This window comes from Microcoleus sp. AR_TQ3_B6 (assembly GCF_036702785.1).
Lineage (GTDB): Bacteria > Cyanobacteriota > Cyanobacteriia > Cyanobacteriales > Microcoleaceae > Microcoleus.
This window is the reverse complement of sequence record NZ_JAUBVJ010000084.1, coordinates 18,801-35,461: the sequence shown is the minus strand read 5'-3', so window position 1 is coordinate 35,461 and position 16,661 is coordinate 18,801. Positions and strand designations below refer to the sequence as shown.

The following is a 16,661-nucleotide window of genomic DNA, read 5'->3' as shown; positions in this document are numbered from 1 at the left end:
GCCGCTTTTATCAACAAGGTATGCGGGCTGCAACCCTTATAGAGTCTATCTCGTAGACCTCTTTGTCACCCCCCCAGCAGTCGCGCATCAATCTTCCTTAGTTACTCACGATTGCAGACTTACAATCCCTTGTCAACACAGGGATTGTAAAGTTTTGTTTCGCCTCGCAACCCAAGTAGCGGGTCACAGAAAACAAGAATATTCACCCCATATCAGACTCCCGCAACACACCCGGCAAACTAATCCGCTCAATATCAAAATGCAAATAGTGCTGCATAATAACTTCCGGCGAATTCCCTACAAGCTTAGCCAGCTTTTGAATAGGAAAGTCATTATTAGCGTGGTACAAAATCATCGTGTGCCTCAGATTGTACGGAATGCGATACCGCATCTCAAGATTCTTGAGTAAAGTTTTCCAGACAACATTTAAAGCAGCCTGACTAATAGGTTTTCCCATCTCATTGGTAAACACAAAACCTTCTCGGTGCGGGATTGACTCAAGCAAAAGTTGCAATTCTTGATTGACCGGAAAAGTTCGCACCAGCTCTGTTTTAGTACCTTCTTTTGAAACAATCTTGCCGCCAGAAGTCAGTACCTGCGTCTCGCAAAAAGTTATGATTTTTTTCGCAATATTGACATTGTTCCACTTGAGAGCGATTGCCTCACTGGGACGGCAACCCGTCAACCAAAGAAAGTAAACGTACTTGTAATATTGACTGTGCTTGCCCTTGAACCGAGAATGGGTATCATCTTTAAGAGCATTTAGGATGCGGTAAACTTCGTCAACCGCGTACACGTCAATCTCTTTTCTCTCTTTTTTCTTGCCGCTAATTTTGACTGACCCCAAAACATCACGATATTCGATACCCCACTTGCGAGGTATATTACCCTGCTTGCTGTTCCAGTCAACTGCCGCCGTCAAGTGCATAAACCGTTTTTTCGAGGTAGCAGCAGAGCGTTTTGGGTCATCAAGTATCCACTGAAGAATCTCTGACTTGTCCTCCAGTCGCTTAAACGGACATTTTTCTAGCAGCCTAGAAACATGGGTGATTTCATTGTTGATGTAAGTTTGTTCCCACGCACCTAGTGCTTGGTGAAAGTCAACATACTTTTTCCACAGCAGTGAAAGTTCGTCTTTGCGAACTATACGCAGAGAAGCCTTGTTGCTACTAGCTAGCAGCGGTTTTAGCTCCCCAACAAAAGTTCGCAGATACTCCAAATCGATTATTTCAGCGCCATCAACGAGTCGCTGTATTTCGCTGTCAAGCTTGCGTGCCAACACCAGGGCTGTAAATTCGTCAGAACCGAGTCCGATAGTCGATCGCCCAAATCTCTGATGCAAGCGTGCTGCGTAGTAGGGCCTTACTTGGTGTCGCTGCACCTGAAGATTGAGCCACCGAAACTCAGAATTTGCCGCTGGGTACATACTTACCTCTCCAAACTGAGATTAATTCTACTCAGGAATGGTATATGAAAATGGTATATAAACAGCATCTATTTGAGTCGAGGTTCGTACAACCCTTATCCTGCAAGGGCTAGCGTCATTAAATAGGCAGATTCGAAATCTACTTTAGGGGTAACTCTAACGTGGGTTCAAATCCCACCCTCTCCGTACATCCAAGCATCAAGTGGCAAGCGCGCACCTTATCAACATAGGGTGCGCGCACCTTATAAAGCAGGCGGTTGCAAACCGCAGTCTCAATCACGAATAAGGTGCGGGCCCAAGAGGGGGGAATTAGTTTAGATTCTTTCTTTTCCAAGTCCGCAATCGTTAGTTCCTAGCAAGAAAACCCCTAGCCTGTTGCTTCCCGTTTCCCGTACCCTCTTTCTTCTAATAACCGATCTCGTAGTTGCGAGGCAGCGCTAATTGCCCTCAAGCCCTACTACGAACTGCTCACCCCGGGATACAAATCACAAACTCCGAACCCTGCCCGAGGGAGGAATTCACCGTTAACGTACCTCCATGTTTTTCCACAACAATTTGGTGGGCTATAGACAATCCTAATCCGGTTCCTTGACCCACAGGCTTGGTTGTGAATAAGTGGTTAAAAATGTTTTCCTTGACGGATTCCGACATCCCCGTTCCATTATCCTTAATCCGAATCAAAACCTGATTTTTGGATTCGCTCAGAACAGTTTGAACCGTAATTTGATTAGGTCGGGCTTTAATTTCACTAAAACTGCGCCCCTTATTTGACTCTTCCAGAGCGTCAATGGCATTAGCCAGTATATTCATAAATACCTGGTTTAACTGCCCGGGAAAGCATTTGACTAGGGGCAAGTTACCATACTCTTTCACAACTTCAATGGCAGGGCGGAACTCGCTCGCTTTTAAACGGTGCTTGAGAATCAGCAGAGTGCTGTCAATTCCATCATGAATATTGAAAGAAACTGGTCGATCGCTATCTGCCCTCGAAAACGTTCTCAAACTTGTACTGATATTGCGGATGCGATCGACTCCCTCCTGCATCGAGCCAATCAATTTCGGCAAATCTTTTCGCAAATACTCCAAATCCATATCCTCAATTTCTGTTTCTATTTCCCGTCCCGGATTGGAAAATTTTTCTTGATACAAATCAATCAAGTTGAATAAATCCCCCACATATTCTTGAGCCGGTTGCAAGTTGCCGGCGATAAAGCCTACGGGATTGTTAATTTCGTGGGCTACCCCTGCGACTAAATTTCCCAGAGCTGACATCTTCTCATTCTGTACCAGTTGCAGTTGCATCTGCTTGAGATCGCTGAGATAAAGCTCTAGTTTTTGGGCATACTCCTGGGATTGCTGATACAGTCGGGCGTTTTGTAAGGAAATTGCAGCTTGGGAGCACAGGATGTTGAGGATGGCGACGCGATCGCCCGTGAATACCCCTGTTGCTAAATTATTTTCCAAATACAAAATCCCCATCATTTTCCCTCGCTCGCTGATCGGAGTGCAAAGCAGGCTCTGAGGTTGGTGTTGGATCATGTAGGGGTCAGATGCAAATCTTGGTTGATTGCTAGCCTCATCAAAAATTAGGGTTTCTTTTGTACGTTTGACGTAGTTGATCAGCGTCAGAGGAATTACTTCGCTCTCCTCAACCGGAATTGATTGCAGAAGGCAGTCTTCACGGTTTGTGCAGTGGATGTTTATCCTCCAGTTTCCCTCTTCATTCAAAATTAATGCTCCGCTTTGTGCTCCAGCATTCTTCACCACCACTTGCATGAGGGTAGTCAGCAATTGATCGAGTTTAATTTCGCTAGATAGAGCTTGAGAAGCTTTGATAACAGTCGGCAAATCTACTACCCCCCAACTGCTGGTGCTACCGATCATTGTTCTATTCGTGTTAGATAGGGATGATTCACTATTCCTGGAGGTGTGAGTTGTTTCGGTCGGATTCTGGCGAATTCGCTCCTGTTGCAGAATCGGAGCAAGCAATTGGGGATAGGCCTGTTCTAGGTGGTCAATCTTTGCTTTTGCTCCCCAACGAGCGTAAGCATAGTAAGCATCAATTAAATATGGTTTTGCCAGTTTTTCTTTACCCCATTCTAAATAGAATTTAGCAGCGAGTTCGTGAGCTAGAGCTTCCTCGTTGAGGTATTCGTTCTCTTTTGCGATGGCAATAGCCTTGTCGTACATTTCGATCGCTTCTATTTTTTCGCCTAAAACCCGATGCCGTTGGGCTTCTACTAGATAAAATTTATGCAGATGATTCATGGGGGCATGATCCGCCCATTTTTGCAGTTTTTCTTGATTAGCTTGTACTCGGTCAAGTATGCCCTGTTGCTCTGAGTGCGGAGTATCAGAATACACCGCCAACCTCACTAGAGAATCGTAGAAATAGAAGATGGCAATACTTATCTGCCCTGAAGCAGCGCTCAAATAACTTTCTATTTTAGCGATATTTTTAAATGCTTCCGGGTAATTTTCAAACAGATAACAAAGCACAAGTTGGTGCAAGTATAAGTAATGAATCCCCAGGTAGTTATTGGTTCGCTGATACAGTTGGAACATTGTCTCTTCGTCGTAGGCTTCTCCCTTTAAATGGCATGGGTTTGGCGAGCTTCCTATCAAGTTCAAAACGGCTTGCCAACAAATTTTCAGATAAGAAAGTGCTGCTTCCTGGTGAATTTTACTAACGGCATCTGCGTAGCTTGCTATCTCTCGTTCGAGTTGCGTTAGTTGCTTGCCAATAAAATACGAATAATAACTGTATTCATAGATAGCATAGCTAGCAAATTCTAACTCTCCAGTTTCCAGCCCACAAAAATAATCTGACAGCAAAGGTTCTAAGGTCTTTCGGAGGTGTTCTTTCCAAGGTTGAATACCAGAATGTACCATTGCGGATGTCTTGGCTTGGATTTCTTTGGCATTTAATTTTGACACTAGACGTAAAGCAAGTTCACCTAATTGATAGCCCCGCTCAATATCTCCCATGCCACAGAGAAGAAAACTATATATGGCAAAAGCATAGGGAGACAAAGAAGCATTGCCATATTGGACAGATAAATTGACCTGTTTGCAAATTACCAAAGGCGCGAGTGGCGGCAGCGCTACGTAGGCAGGAGAAAATAGGCTTGACAGAATCGTTATAGTTGCTAGTTGTTGAGGATCTGTCATCATAGGGAGATCGATTAAGTCCTCAGTTCCCTTTCCGCTCAAAATTGACGCGGTTTCTCCTAGTGCCTGTCCAATATCAGAGAAATTTGGCTCGGAGGGAAACTCTACCCCCAACTGCTTTAAGACTGGCAACCCTGTATTCAGCGCTTCCTGTAGCTTATTTTGCGCCATATAAGCTTGTATCTGTACTTCATATAGCTTCACTTTTTCCAGTAGCGTTTTGGCGCAGTTTTCCACGACTGATGCTAATGTCTCCATCCGGTCAAAGTCACCGCTTAGATATGCCGCTTCTGCTGCTTCGGTATGCAGCGCTAATGTTAGTTCGTATTGATTGTCCCAACTATTTACTGCCAGTAATTCTCTGCCAATATTGAAATATTCAACTGCAGCAGAATAGGCAGTAGCAGCTTTGGCTTTCTTTCCGGCAACCAGATTTAACTGTGCTAATTGCTCCCTATCTAGCTCGTGGCTAATTAGATTTACTCCCACATTCAAGTGGTTGACAATATCAAACATTCTTTCTTCTCGCTCAACTTCTGGCGTATTCTTTAACAGCCGTTGACCGATTCTTAAGTGAGTCGATCGCTTTTGCTCTTCGGGAATGAGGGAATAGGCTGCTTGTTGGACGCGATCGTGGAAAAATTTGTATTTAGCTAATTGGTCATTTTTAACTGGTAATTGCTCGGATTCTTCTCCAGTCGTTGTTATTGATAAACTGTTACCACCTTCTTGATAAAATTTATAAAGATCGCTAACTGGTAAAATCAACCCTTCTTCCAATGCTTTCCACAAAGCTGTTGCTGTCTCTGTGGGCGAATTTTCATCAACAATTGCTAAGGTTGCCAAATCGAACTGATTGCCAATACAAGCAGCTAATTTTAAAACTTCCTGTGTCCGGTTTGGCAACTTTCGCAACTGAATTGCCATGAATTCTACTACATCATCCGTTAGTGCTAAGGTTCGCACTCGGGCAATATCGCACTGCCAATACCGAGCTTCAAAATTAAATTCAATTATCCCATCTTCATGCAAAGATTTGAGGAATTGTGTGCTGAAAAATGGATTGCCTTGGGTTTTCTGATAAACGAGTTCTGTCAAAGGCCGAGCCAAGGCTGTAGAACAAGCTAAGGTATCGGCAATCAGACAATTCAAATCGAAGCGCTCCAGGGGATCTAGAGTAATGGTGTTTACCGTAGCACCGGTTGTTTGAATGTCGGCTAATGTCACCATCAAAGGGTGTGCTGGGAAAACTTCGTTATCTCGATACGCTCCAATTAAAAAGAGATAGTGCCGCGAGCGATCGCTCGTCAGGAGTTGAATCAACTTCAATGAGGCTGAGTCTGCCCATTGCAAGTCGTCTAAGAAAATAACGAGGGGATGTTCTTTAGTGGCCAAGATAGAGATGAAGTTCTCGAATAACCGATTGAAGCGATTTTGAGCTGCCGTGGCGACGAGTTCTGGTGCGGGGGGTTGCTCTCCGATAATCCGCTCTAGTTCGGGAATTACCTCAACGATTACCTGAGCATTCTCGCCCAATGCTGCCAGGATTTGAGTCTTCCACTGCTCCACTTTAGCGTCACTTTCCGAGAGCAATTGTCCCATTAAATCGCGAAAAGCTTGTAGAAAAGCTGAGAAGGGCTGGCTGCGCCCAAATTGGTCGAATTTGCCTTTGATGAAGTAGCCTCGCTGTCTCACAATTGGTTTGTGAACTTCGTTGACAACAGCGGTTTTGCCAATGCCGGAGAAACCGGCAACGAGCATCATTTCGGTGCTGCCGGCACTCACGCGCTCAAAGGCCGCTAGCAGGGAGAATACTTCGCTTTCTCTACCGTATAATTTTTCTGGGATGATGAAGCGATCGCACAAATCTCGCTGCCCTAAATCAAAGTTAGTCAGCGTCCCTGTTTCTTGCCACTGGCACAAACAAGTTTCTAAGTCGTACTTGAGTCCTAGGGCGCTTTGATAGCGAGCTTCAGCATTCTTCGCCATCAGTTTGCTGACAATCTCAGACAGCACTAATGGAACGCTCTGGTTGACTATTGAGGCTGGGAGGGGCTCTTTGGCGAGGTGGCAGTGTACCAAATCCATGGGGTCATCCGTTTGGAAGGGTAACTTTCCTGTTAGTAATTCGTAGAATGTGACTCCCAGCGAGTAGAAATCTGTGCGGTAATCAATGCCTCGGTTCATCCGCCCAGTTTGTTCGGGAGATATGTAAGGTAAGGTGCCTTCGAGGACGTTAGGATTTTGAATTTCTTGGGTTTCGCGCGGCAGCAGGGAAGCGATGCTGAAGTCAATCAGCTTGACTTGTTTGCTGCTGGGGTTAATTAGAATGTTGGCGGGTTTGAGGTCTTTATGGATGACGTGGTGGCGATAAAGTCCGTCGAGGGAGTTGGCAATTTGAATCGCAATGGGCAGAAACTCGCTAACGGGCAAGCCTTCTAGGGGTTCCTGGCTCTCGGATGCTAGACGAGCGAGGTAACTACTTAAGGAAATTCCGCCAAAGTCTTCCATCACCAGAGCGTAGTGGTTCTCGTAAGTCTCCAGGCTGTATGCCTTGACACTGCCGGGGATCTCTAAGTTTTTAGCAATGACGTACTGGTTGCGGAAGTGCACCAGTTCGTTGAAGCAGGGAAAGTCATTTCGCAGCACTTTGATCGCGACGGGCTGCCCATTTTCCGAGCGAAGGCCTCGATACACTAGAGTTCGAGTGCCTGCGTATATTTGCTCGTTAATGTGATATCCGAGAAAAAGATTTGTTATGCTAGCCATACCCAGTTATTCCTACTGCTTCTGTCAAGTCTGAAGCTTCTTAGAGTTACTATCTACTATTGTGACTCTATCTGCGGTGCTATTCATTAATTACATTTTTCTTAACATATTTTGAAGAATAAATTATGATATAGCGATTTAAAAAACCCGACTTAATATTTTATGTATGAGCTGTTGATACTGCCGTTGAGGCTAAGTAGAAAATGACTCCGCGAACCCCGATTGAACTAAAGCAGTTCATTGAAGAGGAACTTCAGAGGCTAATCAGGTACTTAAGAGTGTTTTTGAAACGGATGCTAGAAGGCGATCGCCTATAATATCTAATGTCTAGTTTAGCTCATAATTTAATGCCATCAGTACAATTAGGGCAGAGCAGGATTTAAGGCCGATCGCCGGGGGAAATCGAGTTTCTGCGCCAGATTGCGGAGCGCTTGGGAGTCGCCCGAAAGCAAGCTGAATTATTTGCCCTTATGCCACAACAAGCTGCCCAATTCTCAGAAGTGAATCAGGTATTAAATGCCAAAGGAAAGAAGCGGACAATCAAACTAGCCCAAGTCAATCACGCACTCCAAGCAGAGATTAGGGGTCGCCAACCATCGAAAGCGGACTCTGGCAATTGAGGAAGCGCCGCACCCAGTCGGCTAAGTTTTTTTTATTGATAAGACTTACGGACCAGGAATCAGAAACCCGGTTTTTTTAGGAAAAAACTTGGTTCGTACTCGAAGATGAGGTAAAAAACCCGGTTTCTTTGGTATGTGTGCGTCCAGGACTGACCGATCGAGTAATTTCAGGAGAGGAATTACTGATTGACAAATTTAACTTAATGTGTTTATCCGGGAATTAGTCACGGCTGCCGTAGGCGGAACACGGTTCCTTGAGGGATCGCTACACCAACGGACGATCGCCCCGAGGCTTTCGGAGATCGGTTTTCATTTCGGTGAGCTAAAAACCCGGTTTCTGAGCGGTCCTGTGCCTCGAGGAGGGGCATAATTCTCTCAGAAAGCGGGTTTCTGAGCTTTTGCGTACAATGCTGTCTCTTTCTGCGGAACATCTCTCCTGCTTGCTCTCGAAAGCGGTAAACTTGATGCTCGATCGACTTACGATCTGAATTTTTATTATGGGCAAATTGCAATTCTCCATGCAAGCAAACTCAGTAGCCAAGTCGCAAATTGATTGAGCTTTAATTAGCGCCGGGTTCCAGGCCCTGACTGCGCGTGCACACATATTGAAAAAAAGCAACAGCAGCCGGGATAAAATTTTAGCATTCGATCCGAGCGGCGAATGGCTGACTCAGTGGCGGAGGCAATTTGCAGCTTGAGAAATTGGGCATTTACGATCGCCCTCCGCGCACCACCGACAGCCCAACCCTTACGAATTGCGGAGGTTTGCCGAAAATCGCTCCTGGGAATTGTTTCGCACCGAAGATTTGCCCGGAAGTCGGTTATTTGAGGAATTTGGCGGGGACACAATTAAAAGGTGGGAATTGGACGATCGAGTTATCAAAGCAAAAGTTACCCGCATTCAGCCGAAATCAGGCCGTTTCCGCCTGTGGTTTGGAGACGGAAAAAGTACGCGCGTGCGGAGCTATCCCGAAGGGAATTGCCCGCCGAGCAATCGTCGCCGCCGCCAGGGGAAAACCGCATTTACCAGCCTGGGTAAATCAAATTCAAACACAGCATCCCGCCGAAAGAATTCACCACTCCCATCAAGTAGATTTGCGAAATTTGCAATTGCACGGAAAACAAACATTAATTGTCGGTGGCGGACTAACCAGCGGACATTTAGCAATAGGATGAATTGCCAGAGAAGCCAAAGTTTTGTTAAGGACGAGGCGCTATTTTCCCGAAAAACTATTTGATACCGAACCCCGTTGGTTGGGGTCAAAATACCTCAAAGGATTCGCCGCCGAACCAGATTGCGATTCGCGGTGGGAAACCATTCAACAAGCCCGCAACGGCGGCTCGATGACACCGGAAATCCGGATGCGAATTATTTTTGATCGGTGGTTTAGCCGCGCTGCAAGTGGGGCCAGTTGCAAGAAACCTTTCTGAGGCGAGAATGGCGTGCGATTCCCTCCGGGATAGCTCCGCTTCACGCATTATCGGCGATCGTCAAATCCAGCATTGCACTCTCGCCAGCAATAATTAGCCAGCAGTCATTAGTTATCAGTCATTAGTTATCATATCAAATCTGCCCGTCATCGGAATTATCCCTCTCTCTGTTCTCGAACTCTGCATTCTGGAGCGTACTCTGCGGTTTATTCATTCCAATGCAACCGGAAATGATATCATTTCCGGTTGCATTGGAATGAAGTTGACTGTTGACTGTTGACGCCGTGAACAGTCAACAGTCAACTCGAATTTACTATTCCGATGCTAACGGATTTGATATCAGTTATCAGTTAAGTTGTTGTAGATTTAAATTGCATATTTCTGGCGGCGTCTCGGAGCAAGGAGCCACTCATGTTTTGAGTATTTATTGACACAGCATTTAAAAGTTGAGCGAGCTTATTAGCAAGTTACTTTTTCACTCGGCGTAATCAGAGCAATTTCAAAAAATCCTACTACAAACATTTGATTTATTTACTTATTCCAATACCTGCGCCAGTGAAACAGATTCTCCCATAAATTGCGCGAAGAAGTATTGCTACCCAAACGCTGCGACTCCCAAATAGCAGCAGTTTGACCGTTAATTGCCGAAAAACTCGACCAAATATAAGGAAGTTGGGCGATCGCCTCAATCTTCATGCCGTGACGCACAGCCAAAGCGATCGCGTGAATCAAATCAGCAGCTTGTGGTCCTACAATACTCGCTCCCAAAATTTCCCCGTTGCGACGCCCGACAATCTTACAAAAACCCGTTGTCTCCCCGCACATTTGAGCTCTTTCAACATTTTTAAAATATTCCCGACCAACAATGATATCGTCTCCAAAACGGCGCCTTGCTTGCGCTTCAGTCAAGCCAACCCTCGCCAACTGCGGGTCAGAAAAAATCGCCCAAGGAATCCCACGATAATCTATTTGAAACAGCGGCAAAAACAAAGCATTTTTCACAGCAATCGCAGCTTCGTAATTAGCGATGTGAGGGAACGGATAACCCCCAGCAACATCGCCGATCGCGTAAATGCGGCGATTTGTTGTTTGCAGCTTTTCATTTAAAATCACCCCCCGAGCGCTGAATTTAACCTTAGCCGCTTCGAGATTTAACGATGAAAAATCCTGTCCTCTACCGGCGGCTAGAAAAATCTCCTCAGCTTCGATCGCCCTTGGCCCAGCTTGAATCCACTTTTTACCCTCAATCACCCTAGCTTGAGTCACCTCAGTAGCAGTCAGAATCCGCACTCCTTCAGCTTCCATTCCCGCTTGTACCAAACCAGCAGCCTCCCGGTCTTCTTTAGCCAAAATGTGCGAACTTTTCACCGCCAAAGTGACAGCAACCCCCAGCCGAGCAAAAGTCTGAGCCACTTCGACACCGCTGGGATCTGCGCCGATTACAGCCAAACTTTTAGGCAACTGTGGAAGTTTTGCTAATTCCCCGACAGTTTCCGAAGTAAAAAAGCCAGCCGACGAAAGTCCTTCAATATTGGGAATCGCCGGCAGAGTGGGACAAGCTAGCAAATAACAGAGCGATCGCAATAAACGCCCGCCCGCAACAAAAGCCAAATCCGGTTTCGCAACAAACTCGCCGCTGCCAAAAATAACATCGACCCCGCGAGCAGCCAAAAAGTCGAGAGAATCAATTTCTGACAAATTAGAAACAACACCATCGGCCCACTTTAGAACGCCCTCAAACCGCAATTCAATCGGCATCGAGGAATTAGCGACTTCCCAGCGAACCCCCAGCTGCTGGCGGGTTATCTGCTGGGCAAAACGAGCAGCCTCCCTCAAAGTTTGGCTGTATCTCAAACCAAGGTCGATCGACTCTTTCGCCCCAGTCGGCAAATCTTGCGAATTACTTAGCGGTTCCACCAAAGCAACGCGGGCCGGGAAATTAGTTGCAGTCAAAGCAGCATAGCGTCCGGCCGGAGTTCCACCAATAATCACTAAATCATAGTCAAGCATAAATAAAGAAGTCAGTAGTCAGTAGTCAGTAGTCAGTAGTCAGCAGTCATATCATGGACGGTTACACCGTCCGTGATGTTGACGGTTGACGGTTGACTGTTGACGCCGTGAACCGCCAACCGTCAACTCGAATTTACTATTCCGATGCTAACGGATTTGATATCAGCAGTGGAAGCATCCTTCTGGAGTGTAAAAAGCGTTTTTTAGGAGTGCGAGGGTTCCGCACTGCACAGCTTATATATCCATAGGATTCAGAGCCGAAAAATCACACCATAAACCGGGTTTCTTGGGTATAGTTGAATTGCAATACTCACAAACTATCTAGAAATTATCGGTATTTATCTGTGTTTATCTGCGGTTTCCCTATCAGTCAAATATTTATGCAATAAGTTTAATAAAATCAGTTCGTAGTGAGGACTTGAGTCCTCATAAAAATCCCAGGGCTTTAGTCCTCACTACAAACACTTTTTATTATCGGTAATTGACTGGATATGAGAGCGCGCCAAATCACAGATTATGGCGTGAGGCGAATGCTATCTGAGCTAACGAATAACTTCGGCAAGTCCAGCAATCAGCCGCAGATTTTCAGCCCTTGAACGCACAGCCACCCGAAAAAACCGATCGCCCAACTCAGGAAAACTCAAACAATCCCGAATCAAAATCCGGTGTCGTTCCAACAGACTTTTTTGAATCAAAGAAACCGACATCGATGACTCAACCAACAAGAAATTAGCTGCCCCGGCAATTGGCTGCAAACCCGGTAAATTAGCCAAACCCTCAAATAGCTCAAAGCGAGCAACAGGCAGCCAATCCCAAGTTTGCCGCTCAAAAACAGTATCTCGCACCACAGCAGCAGCAGCAGCAGCAGCCAAAGCATTTACAGGCCAAGGATCGCGCCGTAACTGCCAGCGACCCAGAAGATCCGGATGGGCGATCGCACAGCCCAACCGCAGTCCCGGCAGAGAATAGAATTTAGTGAGCGATCGTAAAATCACCAAATTCGGAAACTCCTCAACAGCATCGATCAAAGTTTCCTGCTCCCAAGGCGGTAGAAAGTCCATAAAGGCCTCATCCACCACCACCATACCGAACTGCTTCACATAAGGCAAAATCGCCTCCCTACCAAACAGCAAACCCGTAGGATTGTGCGGGTTGTTCAGGAGCAAACCTCTCTCGGCATTGAGAGCAAGAGGAACCGGGAGACAGAAAGAAGGGGAGACAAGGGAACGGTTAGAAACCGAGTCCAACAACTGGAGATCCAAAGGACATTTGAGCACCTTCGCCCCGAAAGCCAAAAGAGCCCGCGAGTAATCGCCAAAAGCCGGAGTCACCAAATAAGTCGCCTCCAGCTTCGACAAATCCCAAGCCGCCCAAGTCAACAATTCCGCCGAACCATTCCCCGGCAAAATCCAATCCGGGTCAACATTCAAAGCCTCACCCAAAGCAGTCCTGAGCTCTCCATAATCCGGATCTGGGTAAGCCGTCAGACTGCTCAAGTGTGCTTGAATCGCATCGAGGGCCGACTCAGGAGGGCCCAAAGGACTGATACTCGCAGAAAAATCGAGAATAGCAGAGGCAGGGCAGCCTGCCAGTGCGGCTGCCCAAGCTAAATTCCCACCGTGTACAGGCCTAATCAAGACTCAGTTCGCCAGCTATTGAGCGTTTTTTGGCGGTGCAACTCTGTCCTTAAACAACTTCCCTGCGGAAAATGCAGGAACTCGGGTTGCTGGGATTTCCATCTTGTCGCCAGTTTTGGGATTGCGACCCTCGCGGGCTTTGCGTTCCCGCGACTCAAACGAGCCAAAACCGACCAGCGTCACCTTGTCGCCGTCGGAGACAGCTTCCATGATTGCTTCCAAGGCTGCACTCAAAACAGCATCTGCCTGTTTTTTAGTGACACTAGCCTTATCCGCCACTACATCAACCAATTCACCTTTGTTCATTGCGCACTCCTTCAGGGTTTGCAAAATACGTCAAACAGAGTTCAACTATTAGCTGTGAGTTATCAACTGCATTGGGGTGTCGCTTGGGAGGTTGGGGTTGTTCCCTTTGGCTCCTGTCCGCTTCCCCAATTCAAAACTCCTGCTGAATACTAATTACCCTAGGGTAATTGGTCAGAAAAGGAATTTTTGTTTCTAATTGCTGAAAACCCCACAGCATCTAATTTTCACTGCATTATTCTAAAGTCTTGCCGACCGCTATGGATCGGTGGAACCTTTAATTTATATGGAACTTGCCAACTTTTTAGAATTAATACCCAAAATTAGGTAAAAAAATACCACTTTGGAGAGAAGATTTCTCGCCTCGGTGGATTGGAGATAGGGAAATCAGCAGAAATCGAAGTAATAAAGTGTCACTTGTCAAGGGCTAAAGAAAAAAACTTTCCCTTTAGCTTTGGGCCTTTCCTGACTTGGGGGGGAGGGACAGGGCTGTTGCATTCTCCCGAAACCGCCAGGGACTCACGTCCCTGTCTCATAGCTGAAGTCGTCTTCAGACGACTGAAAGAGTCATTTATAGTTTTCTTGCAGAGGACTCATGAGTTCTTTAGTCCTCTTTTAGAGGACTTTAGCTTTGAGGCAGGGGTTGAAACCCCTGCCAGACCCTCGGACCCTCGAAGTGAGGGAAAGAGCGTTAAGTTGACACCGATGCCCTCTTCCCTCTTCCTTGGCTCTACTGTCTCGGCTGGACGGGCTGACTGCGCTGCAACAGTTGGCGGGCGTCGGGACTGATGTTATTTTGGTAGCCAAAGTTCGATCGATCGCTATCATCCAAAATCTGCGGAGTCAGCAATACAATCAACTCGGCCCGCTGGTTGATCTTATTGGTGCTCCTGAACAGCGAACCGATAATCGGCAAATCTCCCAAAATCGGAATCTTGTTCGCTGTAACCCGTTCTTCATCGCGGATAATCCCCGAAAGAATCAAAGTCTGACCGTCCCGCAGGCGAATTAGCCCCGATTGCAACGATCGCTCGCCCAGCAGAGTAATCTGATTGGTGTTGGCGCCAGTCGCAAGGTTTTGAGTGTTGCCGGGCGTCCTGATAATCGGGTTCACCCGCAGAGAGACAAAGCCGTTGTCGTCAACCCGATCGATCGCCACCCCCAACTGCAAACCAGCCCTGTCTTTGACAGCCGTCACCGTTTGGGTACTTGTATTGCCGGTAGTCTGCGTTTGGGACGTGATGTTAGTGATCACCTCATCAGTAATATTCACATTCGCCGTTTCTCCTTCTTGAACCACCAGAGTCGGATCGGTCAGGATTTTGGCATTCCGGCTCTGAATAGTTGCCTGCAACGCCGACAGGAACCTCCTCGGATACTGGAACAAGGGGAACAAGCCGAAAGTTGCACCTCCTGAGGCGCTCGTCGATCCAGGAGTGTAATCGGTAATTCCCACTCGCGAGGGGTCATTAGTAATTGGCTCGATCGGCTGAAGGAACACACCTTTGGCCGGACCTAGGACACCTTGACCTGTAAACGGCACGGTAACCCGCCCGTTGGCATCGTAGAAAGGCGAGTCCCTGTATATTAGGGGAACGTCTCGGTTCTCAATAATCGGCCGATTAGCTATGCCACCAGTGGTCTCCCCGATACTGGGCGGATTGATGCCACCAAAATTGAGACTGGCAGCCCCATTGTCATTGACAAAGAAATTGTTATTAATTCCGAAAGAGAAACTGCTGTTGGTGGTGTTGTTTCCCAACAAGTTGATATCGATCACCTTGACGTTGACAGCGACTTGACGGCGGCGCAAATCTAGCTGTGTCAAGAAAGCCACAGCCATGTCAACTTTGCGCGGGTCGCCCACTAAAGTGATGGAATTGAGCCTCGCATCCGCCAGCACCGAGAGTCCCCTCAGCAAGAGCGGCCCCGTGCCTTCCCTAGCGCCGATCGCCTTAATGTCGGGTTCCCGAATTTCCACATCCCGCGCCGCATTTCCCTGGCCCACGGTTTGAATCGTCACCCGAGTAATCGGCAGTTGAGTTTCCGCACCTTGAGCGCTCAAAAAGTTAGCTGCATCCGTAGACCGAACTTGATTGAGCCGCAAAGTGCGAATGATTATATTGCGCGAGTCGATCGGCAAACTAGCGCCCACAAAAATCGTCCGCCCGACGCGGTTCGCTTGCAGTCCGCTGATCCGCAGCACGTAGTTGAAAACATCTTGCACCGACTCATTTTCGATGTCCAAGGAAATTTTCGGCCCTTCATCGGAGCCTGCACCTCCCGGTGCGGGGGGCGGAGCGGGTTGGCCTGGTTGAGCAGGGGCCGCGCCACCTGTAAAAGCGATGTTCAATCCCGCAGCGCGGGCCAGCAGAGCTAAAACGTCCCGGACTGGGGCATCCCGCAGCACCAAGCGGGGGATGCGTTCTCCCGAACTCAGTTCAATATTTCCCACGCCCGGGGCGATGTTAGATACCGCGATATCTCCCAAGGGCGGAGCAACTGCCCGCGGTTGGAAAGGCGCAGCCTGATTTGTCTGAGATTGAATCTCGCTGGGGAGGGGCGGGCGATCGTTCCTGGTAATAGTAACTTCGGGATTTGGCAGCAGCACGCCTGGGTTTTGCGAGGTGCGGACTTGGGGAGCCGGCCGGGGAGCTGTTTGGGTCAGCGGCAGTCCCGGAGGCGGCGGAGGTACTGTTTGGGCTGACTGTGCTGTGCCGCCAACTCCGGCAACGCTGAGGACAATGCTTTGGCCTTGTCCCGGAACAATTTGTCCGTTGGGAACTCCGTTGGTGCCGGCCACCACAACGCGGATGCTGTTAGCCTCTACCTGGCTGATTTCTACCGAAGAAATGCCCGGGGCGGGGTTATCTTGACGGAAGCTGTTGCCTTGTGGCAAACGGAGCTGGGTGTTGATAATTGTGGCTTGGTAAGTATTGCCGTTATTGATTGCGAAAACTTGCGGGCGATCGCCCTTTTCGGTAGCCAGGACAATATTTACCCCATTATTGGCTTGACTGACTTGCACTCCTGTGACTTGAGTCGGCGCTGCCTTGACCGGAGCTTGGGCGAGCAGAACTCCTGCAACGCTGCCCCAGAGTCCTGCACTTAACCGTAGATGCTGTTTCACGTTCTCTCCTCCACTACACTTTGTTATTTGTTGTTCGCGCTCTTTTGTCGCCAGCTGCTTGCACTGACTGCAAGCTTCTCGATTCGAGCCTTTTTTAAGGGAGAAGTTATGCCCTTTTCGATTTTCGATTTTCGATTGGGAATAACTGATGACATAAGGGTTAG

The 16,661-nt window shown here is 47.6% G+C and carries 9 protein-coding genes; 3 read left to right on the top strand and 6 right to left on the bottom strand.

All coding sequences use genetic code 11. The annotated features are described in order from the left end of the window. Positions 1–202: 202 nt before the first annotated feature. Both QUB56_RS29010 and QUB56_RS29005 read right to left on the bottom strand, forming a co-directional pair. Positions 203–1,426, bottom strand: a complete 1,224-nt coding sequence (locus tag QUB56_RS29010; RefSeq protein WP_332959768.1) for a site-specific integrase — start codon at positions 1,424–1,426, stop codon at positions 203–205. Positions 1,427–1,894: 468 nt separating this feature from the next. Then, positions 1,895–7,366 carry an AAA family ATPase gene (locus tag QUB56_RS29005; protein WP_332959767.1) on the bottom strand — a complete coding sequence of 1,824 codons (5,472 nt, stop codon included), beginning with the start codon at positions 7,364–7,366 and terminating at the stop codon, positions 1,895–1,897. Between the two features lie 470 nt (positions 7,367–7,836). On the opposite strand from QUB56_RS29005, the gene QUB56_RS29000 reads away from it, so the two are divergent. From QUB56_RS29000 to QUB56_RS28990, 3 genes are all read left to right on the top strand, one after another. After that, complete coding sequence (locus tag QUB56_RS29000; RefSeq protein WP_332959766.1) at positions 7,837–7,986, top strand: hypothetical protein; 150 nt, start codon at positions 7,837–7,839, stop codon at positions 7,984–7,986. Between the two features lie 687 nt (positions 7,987–8,673). Continuing rightward, the gene (locus tag QUB56_RS28995) at positions 8,674–9,162 is read left to right on the top strand and encodes a hypothetical protein (protein WP_332959765.1); all 489 of its coding nucleotides are present in this window, start codon (positions 8,674–8,676) and stop codon (positions 9,160–9,162) included. Between the two features lie 21 nt (positions 9,163–9,183). Then, positions 9,184–9,417 (top strand): hypothetical protein, encoded by a 234-nt coding sequence (locus QUB56_RS28990; RefSeq protein WP_332959764.1) that lies wholly within the window; start codon positions 9,184–9,186, stop codon positions 9,415–9,417. 531 nt (positions 9,418–9,948) lie between these two features. Here the strand turns inward: QUB56_RS28990 and QUB56_RS28985 are convergent. The 4 genes from QUB56_RS28985 to QUB56_RS28970 form a co-directional block, all read right to left on the bottom strand. Then, positions 9,949–11,427: an NAD(P)/FAD-dependent oxidoreductase gene (locus QUB56_RS28985; RefSeq protein ID WP_332959763.1), complete on the bottom strand. Its 1,479-nt coding sequence runs from the start codon at positions 11,425–11,427 to the stop codon at positions 9,949–9,951. A gap of 542 nt (positions 11,428–11,969) precedes the next feature. After that, complete coding sequence (gene cobD, locus QUB56_RS28980; protein ID WP_332959762.1) at positions 11,970–13,064, bottom strand: threonine-phosphate decarboxylase CobD; 1,095 nt, start codon at positions 13,062–13,064, stop codon at positions 11,970–11,972. A 15-nt stretch (positions 13,065–13,079) separates the two neighbouring features. Continuing rightward, positions 13,080–13,370, bottom strand: coding sequence for an HU family DNA-binding protein (locus QUB56_RS28975; protein ID WP_332959761.1), 291 nt, complete (start codon positions 13,368–13,370; stop codon positions 13,080–13,082). 727 nt (positions 13,371–14,097) lie between these two features. Continuing rightward, positions 14,098–16,497, bottom strand: a complete 2,400-nt coding sequence (locus QUB56_RS28970) for an AMIN domain-containing protein (RefSeq protein WP_332959760.1) — start codon at positions 16,495–16,497, stop codon at positions 14,098–14,100. Positions 16,498–16,661 lie beyond the last annotated feature (164 nt).